The sequence below is a fragment of the Streptomyces sp. CO7 genome (assembly GCF_053474865.1).
This window is the reverse complement of record NZ_JBRIOU010000002.1, coordinates 172,811-185,508: the sequence shown is the minus strand read 5'-3', so window position 1 is coordinate 185,508 and position 12,698 is coordinate 172,811. Positions and strand designations below refer to the sequence as shown.

11 protein-coding genes are annotated in these 12,698 nt (G+C 74.2%); 6 read left to right on the top strand and 5 right to left on the bottom strand.

Annotated features, from left to right (window positions below):
- From cimA to ACOV8S_RS02735, 3 genes are all read right to left on the bottom strand, one after another.
- Positions 1-1,669: citramalate synthase (cimA, locus tag ACOV8S_RS02745; RefSeq protein WP_448315910.1), on the bottom strand; the 1,669-nt coding region annotated here is incomplete at its 3' end.
- A gap of 190 nt (positions 1,670-1,859) precedes the next feature.
- Complete coding sequence (locus ACOV8S_RS02740) at positions 1,860-3,632, bottom strand: MFS transporter (RefSeq protein WP_448315909.1); 1,773 nt, start codon at positions 3,630-3,632, stop codon at positions 1,860-1,862.
- A 15-nt stretch (positions 3,633-3,647) separates the two neighbouring features.
- Entirely contained in the window at positions 3,648-4,784 is a 1,137-nt protein-coding gene (locus tag ACOV8S_RS02735) for a CaiB/BaiF CoA transferase family protein (RefSeq protein ID WP_448315908.1), read from the bottom strand.
- 241 nt (positions 4,785-5,025) lie between these two features.
- Here ACOV8S_RS02735 and ACOV8S_RS02730 point away from each other — a divergent pair, with 241 nt between their 5' ends.
- The 4 genes from ACOV8S_RS02730 (at position 5,026) to ACOV8S_RS02715 (ending at position 7,859) form a co-directional block, all read left to right on the top strand.
- The gene (locus tag ACOV8S_RS02730; RefSeq protein ID WP_448315907.1) at positions 5,026-5,166 is read left to right on the top strand and encodes a hypothetical protein; all 141 of its coding nucleotides are present in this window, start codon (positions 5,026-5,028) and stop codon (positions 5,164-5,166) included.
- Positions 5,167-5,223: 57 nt separating this feature from the next.
- A complete protein-coding gene (locus ACOV8S_RS02725; protein WP_448315906.1) occupies positions 5,224-6,471 on the top strand; it encodes a cytochrome P450 in 1,248 nt (415 codons plus the stop codon).
- Positions 6,468-6,659, top strand: coding sequence for a hypothetical protein (locus ACOV8S_RS02720; RefSeq protein ID WP_448315905.1), 192 nt, complete (start codon positions 6,468-6,470; stop codon positions 6,657-6,659). The genes ACOV8S_RS02725 and ACOV8S_RS02720 overlap by 4 nt, the downstream gene beginning before the upstream one ends.
- A 93-nt stretch (positions 6,660-6,752) precedes the next feature.
- On the top strand, positions 6,753-7,859 hold the full coding sequence (locus ACOV8S_RS02715) for a winged helix DNA-binding domain-containing protein (RefSeq protein ID WP_448315904.1): 1,107 nt from the start codon (positions 6,753-6,755) through the stop codon (positions 7,857-7,859).
- Between the two features lie 178 nt (positions 7,860-8,037).
- Here the strand turns inward: ACOV8S_RS02715 and ACOV8S_RS02710 are convergent, their stop codons facing one another.
- Both ACOV8S_RS02710 and ACOV8S_RS02705 read right to left on the bottom strand, forming a co-directional pair.
- Positions 8,038-9,465 (bottom strand): alpha/beta fold hydrolase, encoded by a 1,428-nt coding sequence (locus tag ACOV8S_RS02710; protein ID WP_448315903.1) that lies wholly within the window; start codon positions 9,463-9,465, stop codon positions 8,038-8,040.
- Between the two features lie 20 nt (positions 9,466-9,485).
- Positions 9,486-10,976 carry a DHA2 family efflux MFS transporter permease subunit gene (locus ACOV8S_RS02705; protein WP_448315902.1) on the bottom strand — a complete coding sequence of 497 codons (1,491 nt, stop codon included), beginning with the start codon at positions 10,974-10,976 and terminating at the stop codon, positions 9,486-9,488.
- Between the two features lie 170 nt (positions 10,977-11,146).
- Here ACOV8S_RS02705 and ACOV8S_RS02700 point away from each other — a divergent pair, with 170 nt between their 5' ends.
- On the top strand, positions 11,147-11,470 hold the full coding sequence (locus tag ACOV8S_RS02700) for a 2Fe-2S iron-sulfur cluster-binding protein (protein WP_108952108.1): 324 nt from the start codon (positions 11,147-11,149) through the stop codon (positions 11,468-11,470).
- On the top strand, positions 11,470-12,698 hold a 1,229-nt coding region (locus ACOV8S_RS02695), incomplete at its 3' end, for an NAD(P)/FAD-dependent oxidoreductase (protein WP_448315901.1). The genes ACOV8S_RS02700 and ACOV8S_RS02695, both read left to right, overlap by 1 nt.

Here is a 12,698-nt window from a genome sequence, read left to right as displayed (position 1 = left end):
GGTCCGCGGTGTCGGGGGCGCCCGCCGGGGCCGGGCCGGGTGTCGCGGCGGCCACGGCGGTCCGGTGTCCGGCGGAGAGGCCCGCCGTGGCGGAGGGGATGTCCAGGAGCACGTAGTGGACGGCGTCGAGCAGCGCCTGCCAGCTCGCCGCGGTCGTGTTGGCGTCCACGCCGACGGTGTTCCAGCGGCGGCCGCCGTAGCGGTAGGAGACGAGGACGCGGGCGGCCGCGCCGCTGCCGGTCTCCCCGCCCAGGACCCGCACCCGGTAGTCGACGAGCCGCAGCCCGGCGAGGGCGGGGAAGCACGGGTCGAGCGCGGCGTGCAGCGCGGTGTCCAGCGCGTTGACGGGGCCGTTGCCCTGCCCGGTCGCGGTCACGGTCCGCCCGTCGACCGTGACGGTCACGGCGGCCTCGGTGCGCACGTCGTCACCGCGCACGCCGAGGACGCCGACGGACCATGACTCGACCTCGAAGGGCCGGGGCCGCGGGGCGCCCGCCAGCTCCTCGCGCAGCAGCAGTTCGAAGGAGGCGTCCGCCGACTCGAAGCTGTAGCCGACGTTCTCCAGTTCCTTCACCCGTCTGGCGGCCCGGGCCACCTCCTCGGAGCCGGCCGCCACGTCGTAGCCCAGTTCGCGGGCCTTGAGCTCGATGGAGGAGCGGCCGCCCATGTCGGAGACGAGCGTGCGCATCGCGTTGCCGACCAGGTCGGGGCGGATGTGCTGGTAGAGGTCGGGGTCGACGCGCAGCGCCGAGGCGTGCAGCCCGGCCTTGTGGGTGAAGGCCGAGCCGCCGATGTAGGGCGCCGCGGTGGTGCCGGGCAGCTGGGTCAGCTCGGCGACGGCCCGCCCGGCCGCCGCCAGGGATGCCAGCCGCTCCAGCGGGACGACCTCACGGCCGCGCTTGAGCACGAGGTTGGCCATCACGGTGAACAGGTCCGCGTTGCCGCAGCGTTCCCCGTAGCCGTGGGCGGTGCCCTGGGCGTGGTCGGCGCCTGCGTCGACGGCGGCCATGGTGTTGGCGACGGCGCAGCCGGTGTCGTTGTGGCAGTGGATGCCGAGCCGGGCGCCGGTTGCCGCGAGCGTGTCGGTGACCACGGCGGCCACCTCGTCGGGCAGCGAGCCGCCGTTGGTGTCGCACAGCACGACGGTCTCCGCGCCCGCTTCCGCGGCGGTGCGCACCACGGAGAGGGCGTAGTCGCGGTCCAGCTGGTGGCCGTCGAAGTAGTGCTCGGCGTCGACGAAGACGCGGCGGCCGGCGCGCACCAGGTGGCGCACGGTGTCCTCGACCATGGCGAGGTTCTCCGCCAGGGTGGTGCGCAGCGCGTTCAGGACGTGTCCGGTGTGGCTCTTGGCGACCAGCGTCACCACGGGCGCCCCGGAGTCCAGCAGCGCCTGCACCTGCGGGTCGTCGGCGGCCCGGACGCCGGGCCTGCGGGTGGCTCCGAAGGCGGCCAGTTCGGCGTGCTCGAGGCGCAGTTCGGTGCGGGCCCGGCGGAAGAACTCGGTGTCCCGGGGGACGGCGCCGGGCCAGCCTCCCTCGATGAACCCGATGCCGAGTCCGTCGAGCAGGCGGGCGACGGCCAGCTTGTCGTCGACCGTCAGCACCATGCCTTCCTGCTGGGCGCCGTCTCGCAGGGTCGTGTCGTAGAGCTGGAAGCCCCGCTCGGCCATCGCCCCTCCCTAGTTCTCGCGTGCCGGCTTCTCCGGCCGCTCTCGGATGCTGTCCCCCACCGTCCGGCGACGGGCCGGAGGACCGCTGGAGCGTGGATGGACCGGGCGCAGGACGACGCGGCGGGACCGGGGGACGCGTGTCCCGTCCGGTCCCGCCGCGCGGGAGGTGGTGCGAGGCGTGCGGCGTGGCTCAGGAGGCCGTGGCGGTCTCCGGCTCCTTGCCCCCCTCGTTCTCCTCCTCCTCGGGTGCCTCCAGGCGCGTCTGCCGCGGGATCGCGAACATCAGCGCGAAGGCGAGGGCGACTACGCCGGCGAACACCCAAAGGGTGGTCCCCAGGCTGAGGGCGAAGGACTCGCCCTGCGCGTCCTTGGCGTACTCGGCGACCACCGGGGCCGACCGCTCGTCCCGCAGGGGGGCCGCGGCGCAGCTCGCGGGCGCCACCGACGGGTCCTTCTCCTCGACCCGGTCGACCGCGCACGCGCGGTAGGCGGCCACGGTGGTGTCGGCCTCGCCGGGGGTGAGGCGGGCGGTGGCGACCAGGTCGCGTCGCAGGTTCGCGGCCTGGTCGTCGATCGTGGAGCCGGTGTTGCCGCCGAGGCCCGCGAAGAAGACCACGCTGACCAGCGCGCCGCCGACCGCGAAGCCGAGCTGGGCGTTGGTGTGCACGATGCCGGAGGCGGAGCCGGCATCCTTCTGCGGCACCTCGGAGATGACGATCTGCGGCAGCGGGGCGGCGATCAGGCCGAAGCCGAGGCCCACCAGCAGCATCGGCACCACGAGGTCCCAGGAGCTGATGGAGCTGCCGTAGTGGCTCGATGCCCACAGGAAGTACAGCGCGCCGGTCACCGTGACGACCGCGCCGGCCTGCAGCACCTTGCGGCCGAACTTGGGCACCAGGACGACCATGGCCGCCGAGGAGGTCAGGAACGCACCGATGCAGAAGGACAGGCTGGTCATGCCGGCCCGCATCGGGGACCAGCCGAGGCCGACCTGCATGTAGACGGTCCAGCCGATGTTGAACATGCCGATGCCGACGTAGAAGGCGAGGTTGACGCCGAGGCCGGAGGAGAAGCTGCGGATGCGGAACAGCGCGAGCTCCATCAGCGGCGAGCCGTCCAGCACCGTGCGGCGCCGCTGCCACATGACGAACGCGGCGAGGACCGGCACCGAGGCCGCCATCGACACGAAGCCCCACAGCGGCCAGCCCAGCTCACGGCCCTGCAGCAGCGGGAAGAGCAGCAGCAGGAGACCGACGGTGGCCAGGACGACGCCGCGGACGTCGAGCTTCAGGGCGTGCGGGGCACGCGACTCGCGCAGCACGCGCGGGGCGTAGATCATGCCGAGGATGCCGACCGGGATGTTGATCAGGAAGATCAGCCGCCAGCCGAGGCCGAAGAGGTCCCAGTCGGCGAGCGGTCCGCCCGCGGCCATGCCGACGGCGGCGGCCAGACCGGCCACGCCTCCGTACATGGCGAACGCGCCGGCCCGCTCCTTGCCCGAGAAGGTGACGTGCAGGATGGCGAGGATCTGCGGCACCATGACACCCGCGAAGGCGCCCTGGACCATGCGGGAGACGACCAGCTGCCACGGCTCCTGGGCAAGGCCGGCGCCCAGCGAGGCGAGGGTGAAGCCCACCACGCCGAGCAGGAACATCTTCCGGCGGCCGTGGATGTCGCCGAGGCGTCCGCCGAGGATCAGCATCAGGGCGAAGCTGAGCTGGTAGCCGACCAGCACCCACTGGATGACGGACCAGCCGCCGCCGATGCCCTGCTGGATGGACGGGGCGGCCACGTTGGCGATGGTGCCGTCGAGCATGTCCATGAATGCCGCGACGAGCAGCACCAGGAGGGCCATCCACCGCTTCGGGTCGGGCGTCGCCGCGCCGTCGGGGACGGGCGCGGTGCTCTCGCCCGCCGGTACCTCCTTCTCCGTGGGCGGAGCCTGCTCGGAGGAAATAGCCATGGTGTACCCATCAGATCATTGGGGGGACCGGGTGAGGCCCTCGGAAGAACGCCACGGACGGCCGGACGGCCTCACAGCACCGGAGGTGCAGGGTGCCGGTTGCCGGTGGAGTTCCGCTCGAGCGCCGCTGAAGCGCGGCGCCGGGGCGGCCGGGCCGCTGTCGCGGGCCCGGTGGTGGGGGTGTGAGGCGGCCTCGGCCGCGGTCAGCACCGGGGTCACGCACGCCTCGGTCGGCTCGAACAGCCGCGCCCAGTGGTCGCGGTCGTGGCAGGCGAACCGGCGGGCGAACTCTTCGCGCAGGGCGGGCCAGTTGGCGGGGTCGTCGCGGTCGGGCAGGGCCCGTGCGTCGAGGCCGAGGCCGTCCAGGAGCGCCGCGTAGAAGCGCTCCTCCAGGGCGCCGACGGCGACGTGGCCGCCGTCCGCGCAGGGGTAGCAGGTGTAGAAGGGGGCGCCGCCGTCCAGCAGGTTCGCGCCCCGCTCGTCGCGCCACTGCCCGGCACTCCGCATCGCGGTGAGCATGCCGAGCATCGCGCCGACCCCGTCCACGATCGCCGCGTCGACGACCTGCCCGGCGCCGGTGGCCGCCCTGCCGTACAGGGCGGCGAGCACGCCGGCGACCAGGAACATCGAGCCGCCGCCGAAGTCGCCCAGCAGGTTGAGCGGGACGACGGGCGGGCCGCCCCTCTCCCCGATCGCGTGCAACGCCCCGGTCAGCGCCAGGTAGTTGATGTCGTGTCCGGGGGTGCGGGCCAGCGGCCCGTCCTGGCCCCAGCCCGTCATGCGGGCGTAGACCAGTGCCGGGTTGCGCCCGAGGCACACCTCGGGGCCGATGCCGAGCCGCTCCGCGACGCCGGGGCGGAAGCCCTCGACGAACACGTCGGCGTCGTCCACCAGGCGCAGCAGCCGCGCCACGTCGTCCGCGTCCTTGAGGTCGAGCGCGACGCGCCGCTGCCGGCCCCGGTCGAGTTCCCGGTGCCACCGTTCGAACGACCGCACGCCGTCGGCCCGTTCGATGCGGACCACCTCGGCACCCAGGTCGGCGAGGACCATGCAGGCGAACGGGACCGGCCCGATGGCCGACAGTTCGACCACCCGCAGCCCGCTCAGCGGGCCCCTCGCGCAGGTCGCGTCCTGCGTCGTTGCGCTACCCATCCGGCAAGGCTGCGGCCGGCCGCCTGAGCCCTTCTCGGGGCCCTCTGGAGCCGCCGCGTCCCGGCTCCACCTGCGTTCGAGCCGCCGCTGGCACCGTGTCGCGGGAACTGACGGTCCGTCCGGTTCCGCACGAGGACCACCCAGCAGGTCCGCCCGGATCTACTGGGAGAGCCACAACAAGACGGCGCTGGGCCCGGTCGGCGTGCCCACCGCCTGCTCGCTCTTCCCCAGGGACGGCCGGATGCCCCGCGCCTGGTGCGAGCACCGGTTCACCGACCTGCGCCGCTGGAGGGACCACGAGAGCGGCGGCCACTTCCCCGCGCTGGAGCAGCCCGGCCTGCTCGTCGACGAACAGCGCTCCTTCCTGGCCCCGTTGGCCTGACGGCGCGCCGTGACGGCCGGACCCGCCCGATCCCCATCCAGACCCGGAGGCACTGCCATGACCGCCCGATCAACCGGGGTGAGCGACGAGGAACTCCCCGTCTTCCCCTTCCCGGACACGAGTTACCGGGGTCCGGACCCGCTCTTCACGCGGCTGCGCGAGGAGCGTCCCGTGGTGCGCGTGCGCTGGAACGGCGGCGGTCACGCCTGGATCGTGACCCGCCACGCGGACGTCCGGCAGGTGCTGGACGACATCCGCTTCAGCCGGGCCGCCTCCTACGCGCCCGACGCCCCGAAGTTCAGCGGTCTGTTCCAGGCGCCGCCCGGGATGATCGTCTCGCTCGACCCGCCGGACCACACCCGGCTGCGCGTCCTGGCCGAGCAGGCGTTCTCGCCCGCCCGGATCGAGGGCATGCGACCGCGGGTGCGCGAGATGGCCGGCAGGCTGCTCGACGTCCTGGAGAAGGAGCCGGACGGCACGCCGGTCGACCTGGTGGAGGGGTTCGCCGCGCCGCTGGCCATGGGCGTCATCTGCGAGCTGCTCGGCATCCCGGAGGAGGACCGGGCCCAGTTCCTGGTCTGGGTACGGCAGTTCGCCGACGTCACCGGGCCCGAGGAGCTGGCCGTCGAGGGCCGCGAGAAGCTCGGCGCGTACATCGCCGGGCTGGTGGGCGGCAAGCAGGCGGCGCCCGCCGACGACGTGCTGTCGGCGCTGATCACCGCACGCCACGGCGAGGACCGCCTCGACTTCGGCGAGCTCGTCGGCCTGGGCTACACCCTGCTGGGCGGCGGCTTCGACTCGGCCGCGGGCCAGATCTCCAACTTCGCCCTCACCCTGCTCGACCGCCATCAGGACCTGTGGCGCCGGCTCGGCGAGCACCCCGAGGAGGTGCCCGCCGCGGTGGAGGAGCTGCTGCGCATGGTCAACCTGACCGGCAACGACACCTCGGGCACGCCCCGGATCGCCACCGAGGACGTGGAGATCGGCGGGGTGACGATCCCCGCGGGCGACGCCGTCTTCCTCTCCTTCGCCTCGGCCAACCGCGACGCTGCGGTCTTCGCCGACCCCGAGTCGGTGGACTTCACCCGGGCCGACAACCCGCACCTTGCCTTCGGCCACGGCATCCACCACTGCCTGGGCGCGCCGCTGGCCCGGGTGGAGCTGGCCGTCGCGCTGGAGGAGCTGACCCGCCGGTTCCCCGACGCGCGCCTGGCCGTGCCGGAGGGCGAGCTGCTGTGGCGGGCCGGCGACGTCAACCACAACCTGGTCAGCCTCCCGGTTCACCTCGGAAGGAGCACCGTATGAGCACCGGCGAGCTGCCCGCCGTCAGCCGGGAGGTCCGCCTGGCGGCCTATCCCGAGGCCGAGGTGACCCTGGACCACTTCGCGTTCCCGCACACTGTCGTCGAGGGCGGCACGGCCGCGCTGCCGGGGACCTTCCTCGGCCTCCAGGAGCGCCGGTACAGCGGCACGGTGCTGGTGCGCATGAGCTGAGCGGCGGTCGCGGTACGACGGTGGCGTCCCGGGCACGGTCCGGGACGCCACCGTGCTGTCATGAGAGTGGACCCGAGGAAGGAACAACTCGTCGTGACGACGGCAGACATGAAGGTGCTGGACCGGCGTGCCCTCAACCGGGCGCTGCTGGCGCGGCAGTTGCTGCTGGAGCGGTCGACGCTGCCGGCCGCGGGGGCGGTCGCGCACCTGGTGGGCATGCAGGCCCAGGCGCCGAACCCACCCTACGTCGGCCTGTGGACCCGGCTGGCCGGCTTCGCCGTGGAGGACCTGGCGTCGCTCGTCCGCGGCCGTGAGGTGGTGCGCCTGGTGCTGATGCGCGGCACGATCCACCTGGTGACGGCCGACGACTGCGTCGCGCTGCGGCCGGTCCTGGCGGGCGCGCTGCGGCAGGGGCTCAAGGGCGCCTTCGGGCGCAAGCTCGAGGGGCTGGAACTGGAGAAGGTGGCGGCGCTGGGGCGCGAGCTGGTCGAGCGGGAACCGCTGACCCTCGGCGGCCTGGGCGAGCGGCTCGCCGAACGGTGGCCGGAGCGCGACCCGTTCGCCCTGGCCAACGCCGTGCGCAACCTGGTGCCGCTGGTTCAGGTGCCGCCGCGCGGGCTGTGGGGCGAGAGCGGCCAGGCCGCGCACACCACCGCCGAGGCCTGGCTGGGCCGGCCCCTTGCCGGGCAGGACGCCCCGGACACGATGATCGAGCGCTACCTGGCCGCGTTCGGCCCGGCCTCGGTGAAGGACATGCAGGTGTGGTCCGGCATGACCCGGCTCGCGGAGGCGGTGAAGCGGCTGCGGCCGCGGCTGGCGGTCTTCCGCGACGAGGGCGGCCGCGAGCTGTTCGACCTGCCCCAGGCGCCCCGCCCCGGCGCGGACACCCCGGCCCCGGTGCGCTTCCTGCCGGACTTCGACAACATTCTGCTCTCGCACGCCGACCGCTCACGGATCCTCACCGAGGATCAGCGGGCCCGGGTGTTCACCCGCAACGGGCTGATCCGGCCGGCGTTCCTGGTGGACGGCTTCGTGGCCGGCATGTGGCGCCTGGAGCAGACGCGCGGCGCCGCCGCCCTGGTGCTGGAGCCGTTCGGCCCGCTGCGGGAGGCCGACCGCGAGGCGCTGGCGGAGGAGGGCGGCCGCCTGCTGGCGTTCGCCGCGGGGCCCGCCGCCTCGCACGAGGTCCGCTTCGCCTGAGCCCTCCCCGACCGCGCGGCGCACGGGAAGGGGGAGGGACCGGTCCACCGGTTCCTCCCCCTCGTCACGACCGTGCCGCGCCCGTCAGGCGTCCCACCGCGGCGTCTCGAGGATCTCCGGGACGACGGTGGTCCACACGTGGCCGGCGCCGGCGGCCTGAAGGGTTGTGCGGCGCCGGTCAGCCGGCGTCGGCGGGGACGTCCGGGCGCGGGGTGCGGCCCGGGCAGGAGGAACGCGGGGGCGGCAGGACGCCGTCCACCAGGTAGGCGTGGACGATCTCGTCCACGTGCGGGTTGCCGCCGAGCACGTAGACCTCGTGCTCCCCGGAGTCCTCGACGGTCAGCAGGTGGTGGCCCAGGAGTTCGGCCATGGCGACGCCGCCGTCGTAGTGGTCCATCGGGTCGCCGTCGGCCTGCACGATCAGCCCGACGGGGTAGCCGTCGCGGGCGATGACGGTCGGCTCCTCGGGGGCCTCGAAGGCGCGGAAGGCGCCCACCCAGGGGGACGCGCGCAGCACGCCGTACCCGTACGGGAAGCGCTTGCGGAACTCTCGCATGTCCTGGAAGAAGACCTCGAGGTCGGACGGCCAGGCGTGCTCGAGGGTGATCGCCTCCAGCACGCCGATGCGCAGGTCGCCCTCGCTGTCGGCGGGCCGCCAGGTGCCCTGCTCGGCGAGGAGTTCGCGGCACGCGCCGACGTCGCCCGCCCCGGCTGCCCGGCGGACCTCGTCGGTCAGCGTGGCGAGGGTGGCCCACTGCCCGCGGTCGGCGGCCCGGTTGCCGACGGCGCCGTCGAAGAGGGTGCGCAGCCGCACGCCGTCCTCGGGGAGCCGCTCGAGGGCCGCGACGGCCTCCTCGACGCCGCCGAGGACCCGCTCCGCGCAGTCGCCGAGGCCGAGGACGCCGTCACGCGCGCCCGCCCAGGCCGCCCACAGGTCGACGTTGCGCTGCACGGCGTCGCCCTGCTGGAGGAACTGCTCGCGCCAGGTCCACTGGGGGCCGACGCAGGAGTCCAGCACCAGCCGGTCGAGCGAGGCGGGGAAGAGGCTTCCGTAGACGGCGCCGACGTAGGCGCCGTACGCGTAGCCGACGAAGTTGATCTTCTCCTCGCCGAGCACCGCGCGGATCACGTCCATGTCGCGGGCCGTGTTGCGGGTGCTGATGTGCGGGCGCAGGTCTCCGCCGGCGCGGGCGCAGGCCTCCTCGCGCAGCCGCATGTCCTCGGCGATCGCCTCGAAGGTCTCGTCCGGCGGCCGGGAGTCGAAGGGCACCTTGGGCACGGTGACCTCGGCGTGGAGGTTGGTCGACGCTCCGATGCCGCGCGGGTCGAAGCCGATCAGGTCGTACACCTCGGCGAGGGGGGTGGCGGCGTAGGCGTCGGGCAGCTCCCTGCCGCGTCCCCAGTCACCGCCGGGCCCGCCGTTGACCCCCAGCAGGATGCCGCGTCGCCGGGCCGGGTCGGTGGCCCGGCGGCGGGAGAGCGCGAGGGTGATCCGCTCGCCCTCCGGTGCGGCGTAGTCGCGGGGGACCTCGATCGTCGCGTGCTCGACCTGGTCCGTTCCGGGTGCGGGCGACCAGTCGGGCCGCTGAGTGTGGTACCAGCTCACCACCGCAAACCTCCATCTCGTCAGGCCGCCACCTTCTCGGTGTCGCCTCGAGAGGAGGTGGACTGCTTCCGGACCGGCACCAGCAGGGCGGCCGCCAGACCGGCCAGCGCGAACAGGGCGGCCCCGGTGAGCGCCAGGCCGTAGCCGGAGGCGAGCGCCTCGGGCGCCGGGGCGCCGGCCGCCGCCCGGGTGTCGGTGCGGGAGGCGGCGAGGGCGGCCAGGGTGACCAGTCCGACGGCGCTGCCGAGCTGGCGGGTGGTGTTCAGCAGCCCGGAGGCCAGACCGGTCTCGTGCGGCGCGAGCCCGGCGGTGGCCGCGTTGGTGGTGGCGTTGAGGACGGCGCCCATGCCGACGCCCAGCAGGGCGCTCGGGCCGAGGATGTCGGTGAGGTAGGCCGAGCCGGCATCCACCCGGGAGAGCAGCAGCAGTCCGCCGGCGGCGAGGGCGAGGCCGCCCAGCAGGATCGGCCGCGGGCCGACGCGCGGCACGAGGGGCGCGATGCCCCAGCCGCCCAGGGCCATGCCGAGCGACAGCGGCAGGTAGCTGAGCCCGGTGCTGAGCGGGCTGTGGCCGAGGACCTGCTGGAGGACCAGCGTGAAGAAGTAGAAGGTGCTGAAGAGGGCGGCGATCCCGAAGAAGGCGACCAGGTTGGCCGCCGCCACCGACCGGTTACGGAAGATCGCCAGCGGCACCAGGGGGTGACGGGCGAACCGGGCCTGGATCAGCAGGAAGGCGGCGAGCAGCAGCACGCCCGCCGTGAGCGGGACGAGTACCCGGGCCGAGCCCCAGCCGTACGCGTGCGACTGGGAGACCGCGTACACGGCGGACATCAAGCCGAGAGTGACGGTCACCGCGCCGGGCAGGTCGAGTCGTGCGGAGGAGTCCGCGCGGCGCGGGCGCGTCTCGGGGACGGCCGTCCACACCCCGGCGAGCAGCAGCAGCCCGATCGGCACGTTGACCAGGAAGATCCAGCGCCAGGAGAACCATTCCACGACCACCCCGCCGACCAGCACGCCGATCGCGCCGGCGGCGCCGGAGACGGCGCTCCACCAGCCGAACGCCCGTGCCCGGGCAGCCGGTTCGGTGAAAGTGGTGCCGAGCACGGTCAGGGTGGCGGGCGCCATGACGGCGGCCCCGAGCCCCTGGAAGGCGCGGGCGAGCACCAGAGTGAGCGGCGCGTCGGCCGCTCCCCCGACCAGGCTGGCGAGGGTGAACAGGCCGACCCCGCACAGGAAGACGCGGCGCTGGCCGAACAGGTCCGCCAGCCGCCCGCCCAGCAGCAGGAACCCGCACACCACCACCGTGTAGGCATTGTTGACGAACTGGAGGTTGTGCCGGGTGAAGCCCAGCTCGTCGGCGATGACGGGCAGCGCCACGTTCACCACCGAGGCGTCCAGCACGTTCATGAACTGCCCCAGGCAGCAGGCAGCGAGCACCAGGCCCAGGCGTGGTCCGCGCACGCCCCCGCGGGGGCGTGCGGCCGCCCGGTCCGTCGTATCGGTGACAGTCATGCCGGGCACGCTCCGCCGCTCCGATGGACCGGCGGTGGTGACCGGCTGGAGCGGCCCGGACGGTCCAGAAGCCCTCCACCGCCGCTGAAGGCGGCGTCGCCACAGTTCGGATCCGTAACCCGCGCACGGATGGCCGATGTTGCACGAACGACAGCCCAGGAGACCCCGCCATGGCCAAGATCACCTATAAGCATCCGAACGGAACGGTCACCGTCGTCGACGTCGAGGCTCCCAACACGGTCATGCGCGGAGCCAAGCTGAACAACGTCGACGGCATCGAGGCGCAGTGCGGCGGGTCCGCCCAGTGCGGCACCTGCCACGTGTACGTCGACAGCGCGAACACCCTGCCGCTGCCGGCGATGGACGAGGTCGAGGACGACGTCCTGTACGGCACGGCCTGCGAGCGCACCGAATTCAGCCGGCTGAGCTGCCAGCTGCCGGTCACCGAGGAGCTGGACGGCCTGCTGGTCCACCTGCCCGAGGCGCAGAGCTGATGGCGCCGCACGCGGTGGTGGTGGCGGGCGCGGGCCAGGCCGGCCTGGAGACGGCGGCCGCGCTGCGGGCCCGCGGGTACACCGGGCGCGTCACCCTGGTCGGCGACGAGCCGCCCGGCCCCTGCCACCGGCCCCCGCTGTCCAAGGGCTACCTGACCGGCGCGGTGCCGGCCGACGACGTGCCCCTGCGGCCCGCCGCGTTCTACGCCGAGCAGGACATCGAGCTGCTGACCGGCACGACGGTGGTCTCGGTCGACCGGGAGCGCCACACGGTCCTGCTGGACTCGGGCCTGCGTCTGCCGTACGGCGCGCTGGTCCTGGCGACCGGCTGCCGCCCGCGTCCGCTGCCGGTGCCCGGCGCCTCGCTGACCGGGGTGCGCACGCTGCGCGGCCTGGCCGACGCGGAGGTGCTGCGCCGCGCGCTCCAGGGTCCGCCGCTGCGCCTGGTCGTGGTCGGCGCCGGGTTCGTCGGCCTGGAGGTGGCGGCCACCGCACGCGGCCTCGGCCACGAGGTGACCGTGGTGGAGAGCGGGCCCCGGGCGCTGGCCCGCGCGCTGACGCCGGCCGTGTCCGACCGGATCGTCGCCGAGCACCGCGCGCGCGGCGTGCGGGTCCTCACCGGCCGTCAGGTCGCGGTGCTGCACGGCGACCACGAGGAACGGGTCCGCGCGGTGGAACTGGCGGACGGCGAGCGGCTCGACGCCGACCTCGTGGTGGTCGGCATCGGCGTGCTTCCCCGCACCGGTCCGGCGCTCGCCGCGGGTCTGGCGGTCGAGGACGGCGTCGTGGTCGACGCCGGCCTGCGCACCGCCGACCCGGACATCTGGGCGGTCGGCGACTGCGCCTCCTTCCCCGAGTCGCGCTCCGGCCGCCGGCTGCGGCTGGAGTCCGTGCAGAACGCCACCGACCAGGCCCGCTGCGTGGCCGCCGCGATCTGCGGCGAGCCGCACCCGTACACGGCCGTGCCCCGCTTCTGGACCGAGCAGTACGCGCTGCGGGTGCAGATGGTGGGGCTGACGTCGTCTCACGACGAGACGGTCACCCTCGGCGATGTGGAGGGCGGCCGGTTCTCCGTCCTGTGCTTCCGCGAGGGCCGGCTGATCGGCGTCGAGTCCGTCAACCGCCCCGCCGACCACGGGATCGTGGCGCGGCTGCTGGCCGCGGGCACGGCGTTGTCGCCGGCGGTGTGCCGCGAGCCCGGCTTCGACCTCAAGAAGCTTCCCCGCGC

What these genes read in the sequence shown, in the direction of transcription:
- ACOV8S_RS02740 (WP_448315909.1), bottom strand. Translation starts at nt 3,632, where the DNA reads ATGGCTATTTCCTCCGAGCAGGCTCCGCCCACGGAGAAGGAGGTACCG.
- ACOV8S_RS02735 (WP_448315908.1), bottom strand. Translation starts at nt 4,784, where the DNA reads ATGGGTAGCGCAACGACGCAGGACGCGACCTGCGCGAGGGGCCCGCTG.
- ACOV8S_RS02730 (WP_448315907.1), top strand. Translation starts at nt 5,026, where the DNA reads ATGCCCCGCGCCTGGTGCGAGCACCGGTTCACCGACCTGCGCCGCTGG.
- ACOV8S_RS02725 (WP_448315906.1), top strand. Translation starts at nt 5,224, where the DNA reads ATGACCGCCCGATCAACCGGGGTGAGCGACGAGGAACTCCCCGTCTTC.
- ACOV8S_RS02720 (WP_448315905.1), top strand. Translation starts at nt 6,468, where the DNA reads ATGAGCACCGGCGAGCTGCCCGCCGTCAGCCGGGAGGTCCGCCTGGCG.
- ACOV8S_RS02705 (WP_448315902.1), bottom strand. Translation starts at nt 10,976, where the DNA reads ATGACTGTCACCGATACGACGGACCGGGCGGCCGCACGCCCCCGCGGG.
- ACOV8S_RS02700 (WP_108952108.1), top strand. Translation starts at nt 11,147, where the DNA reads ATGGCCAAGATCACCTATAAGCATCCGAACGGAACGGTCACCGTCGTC.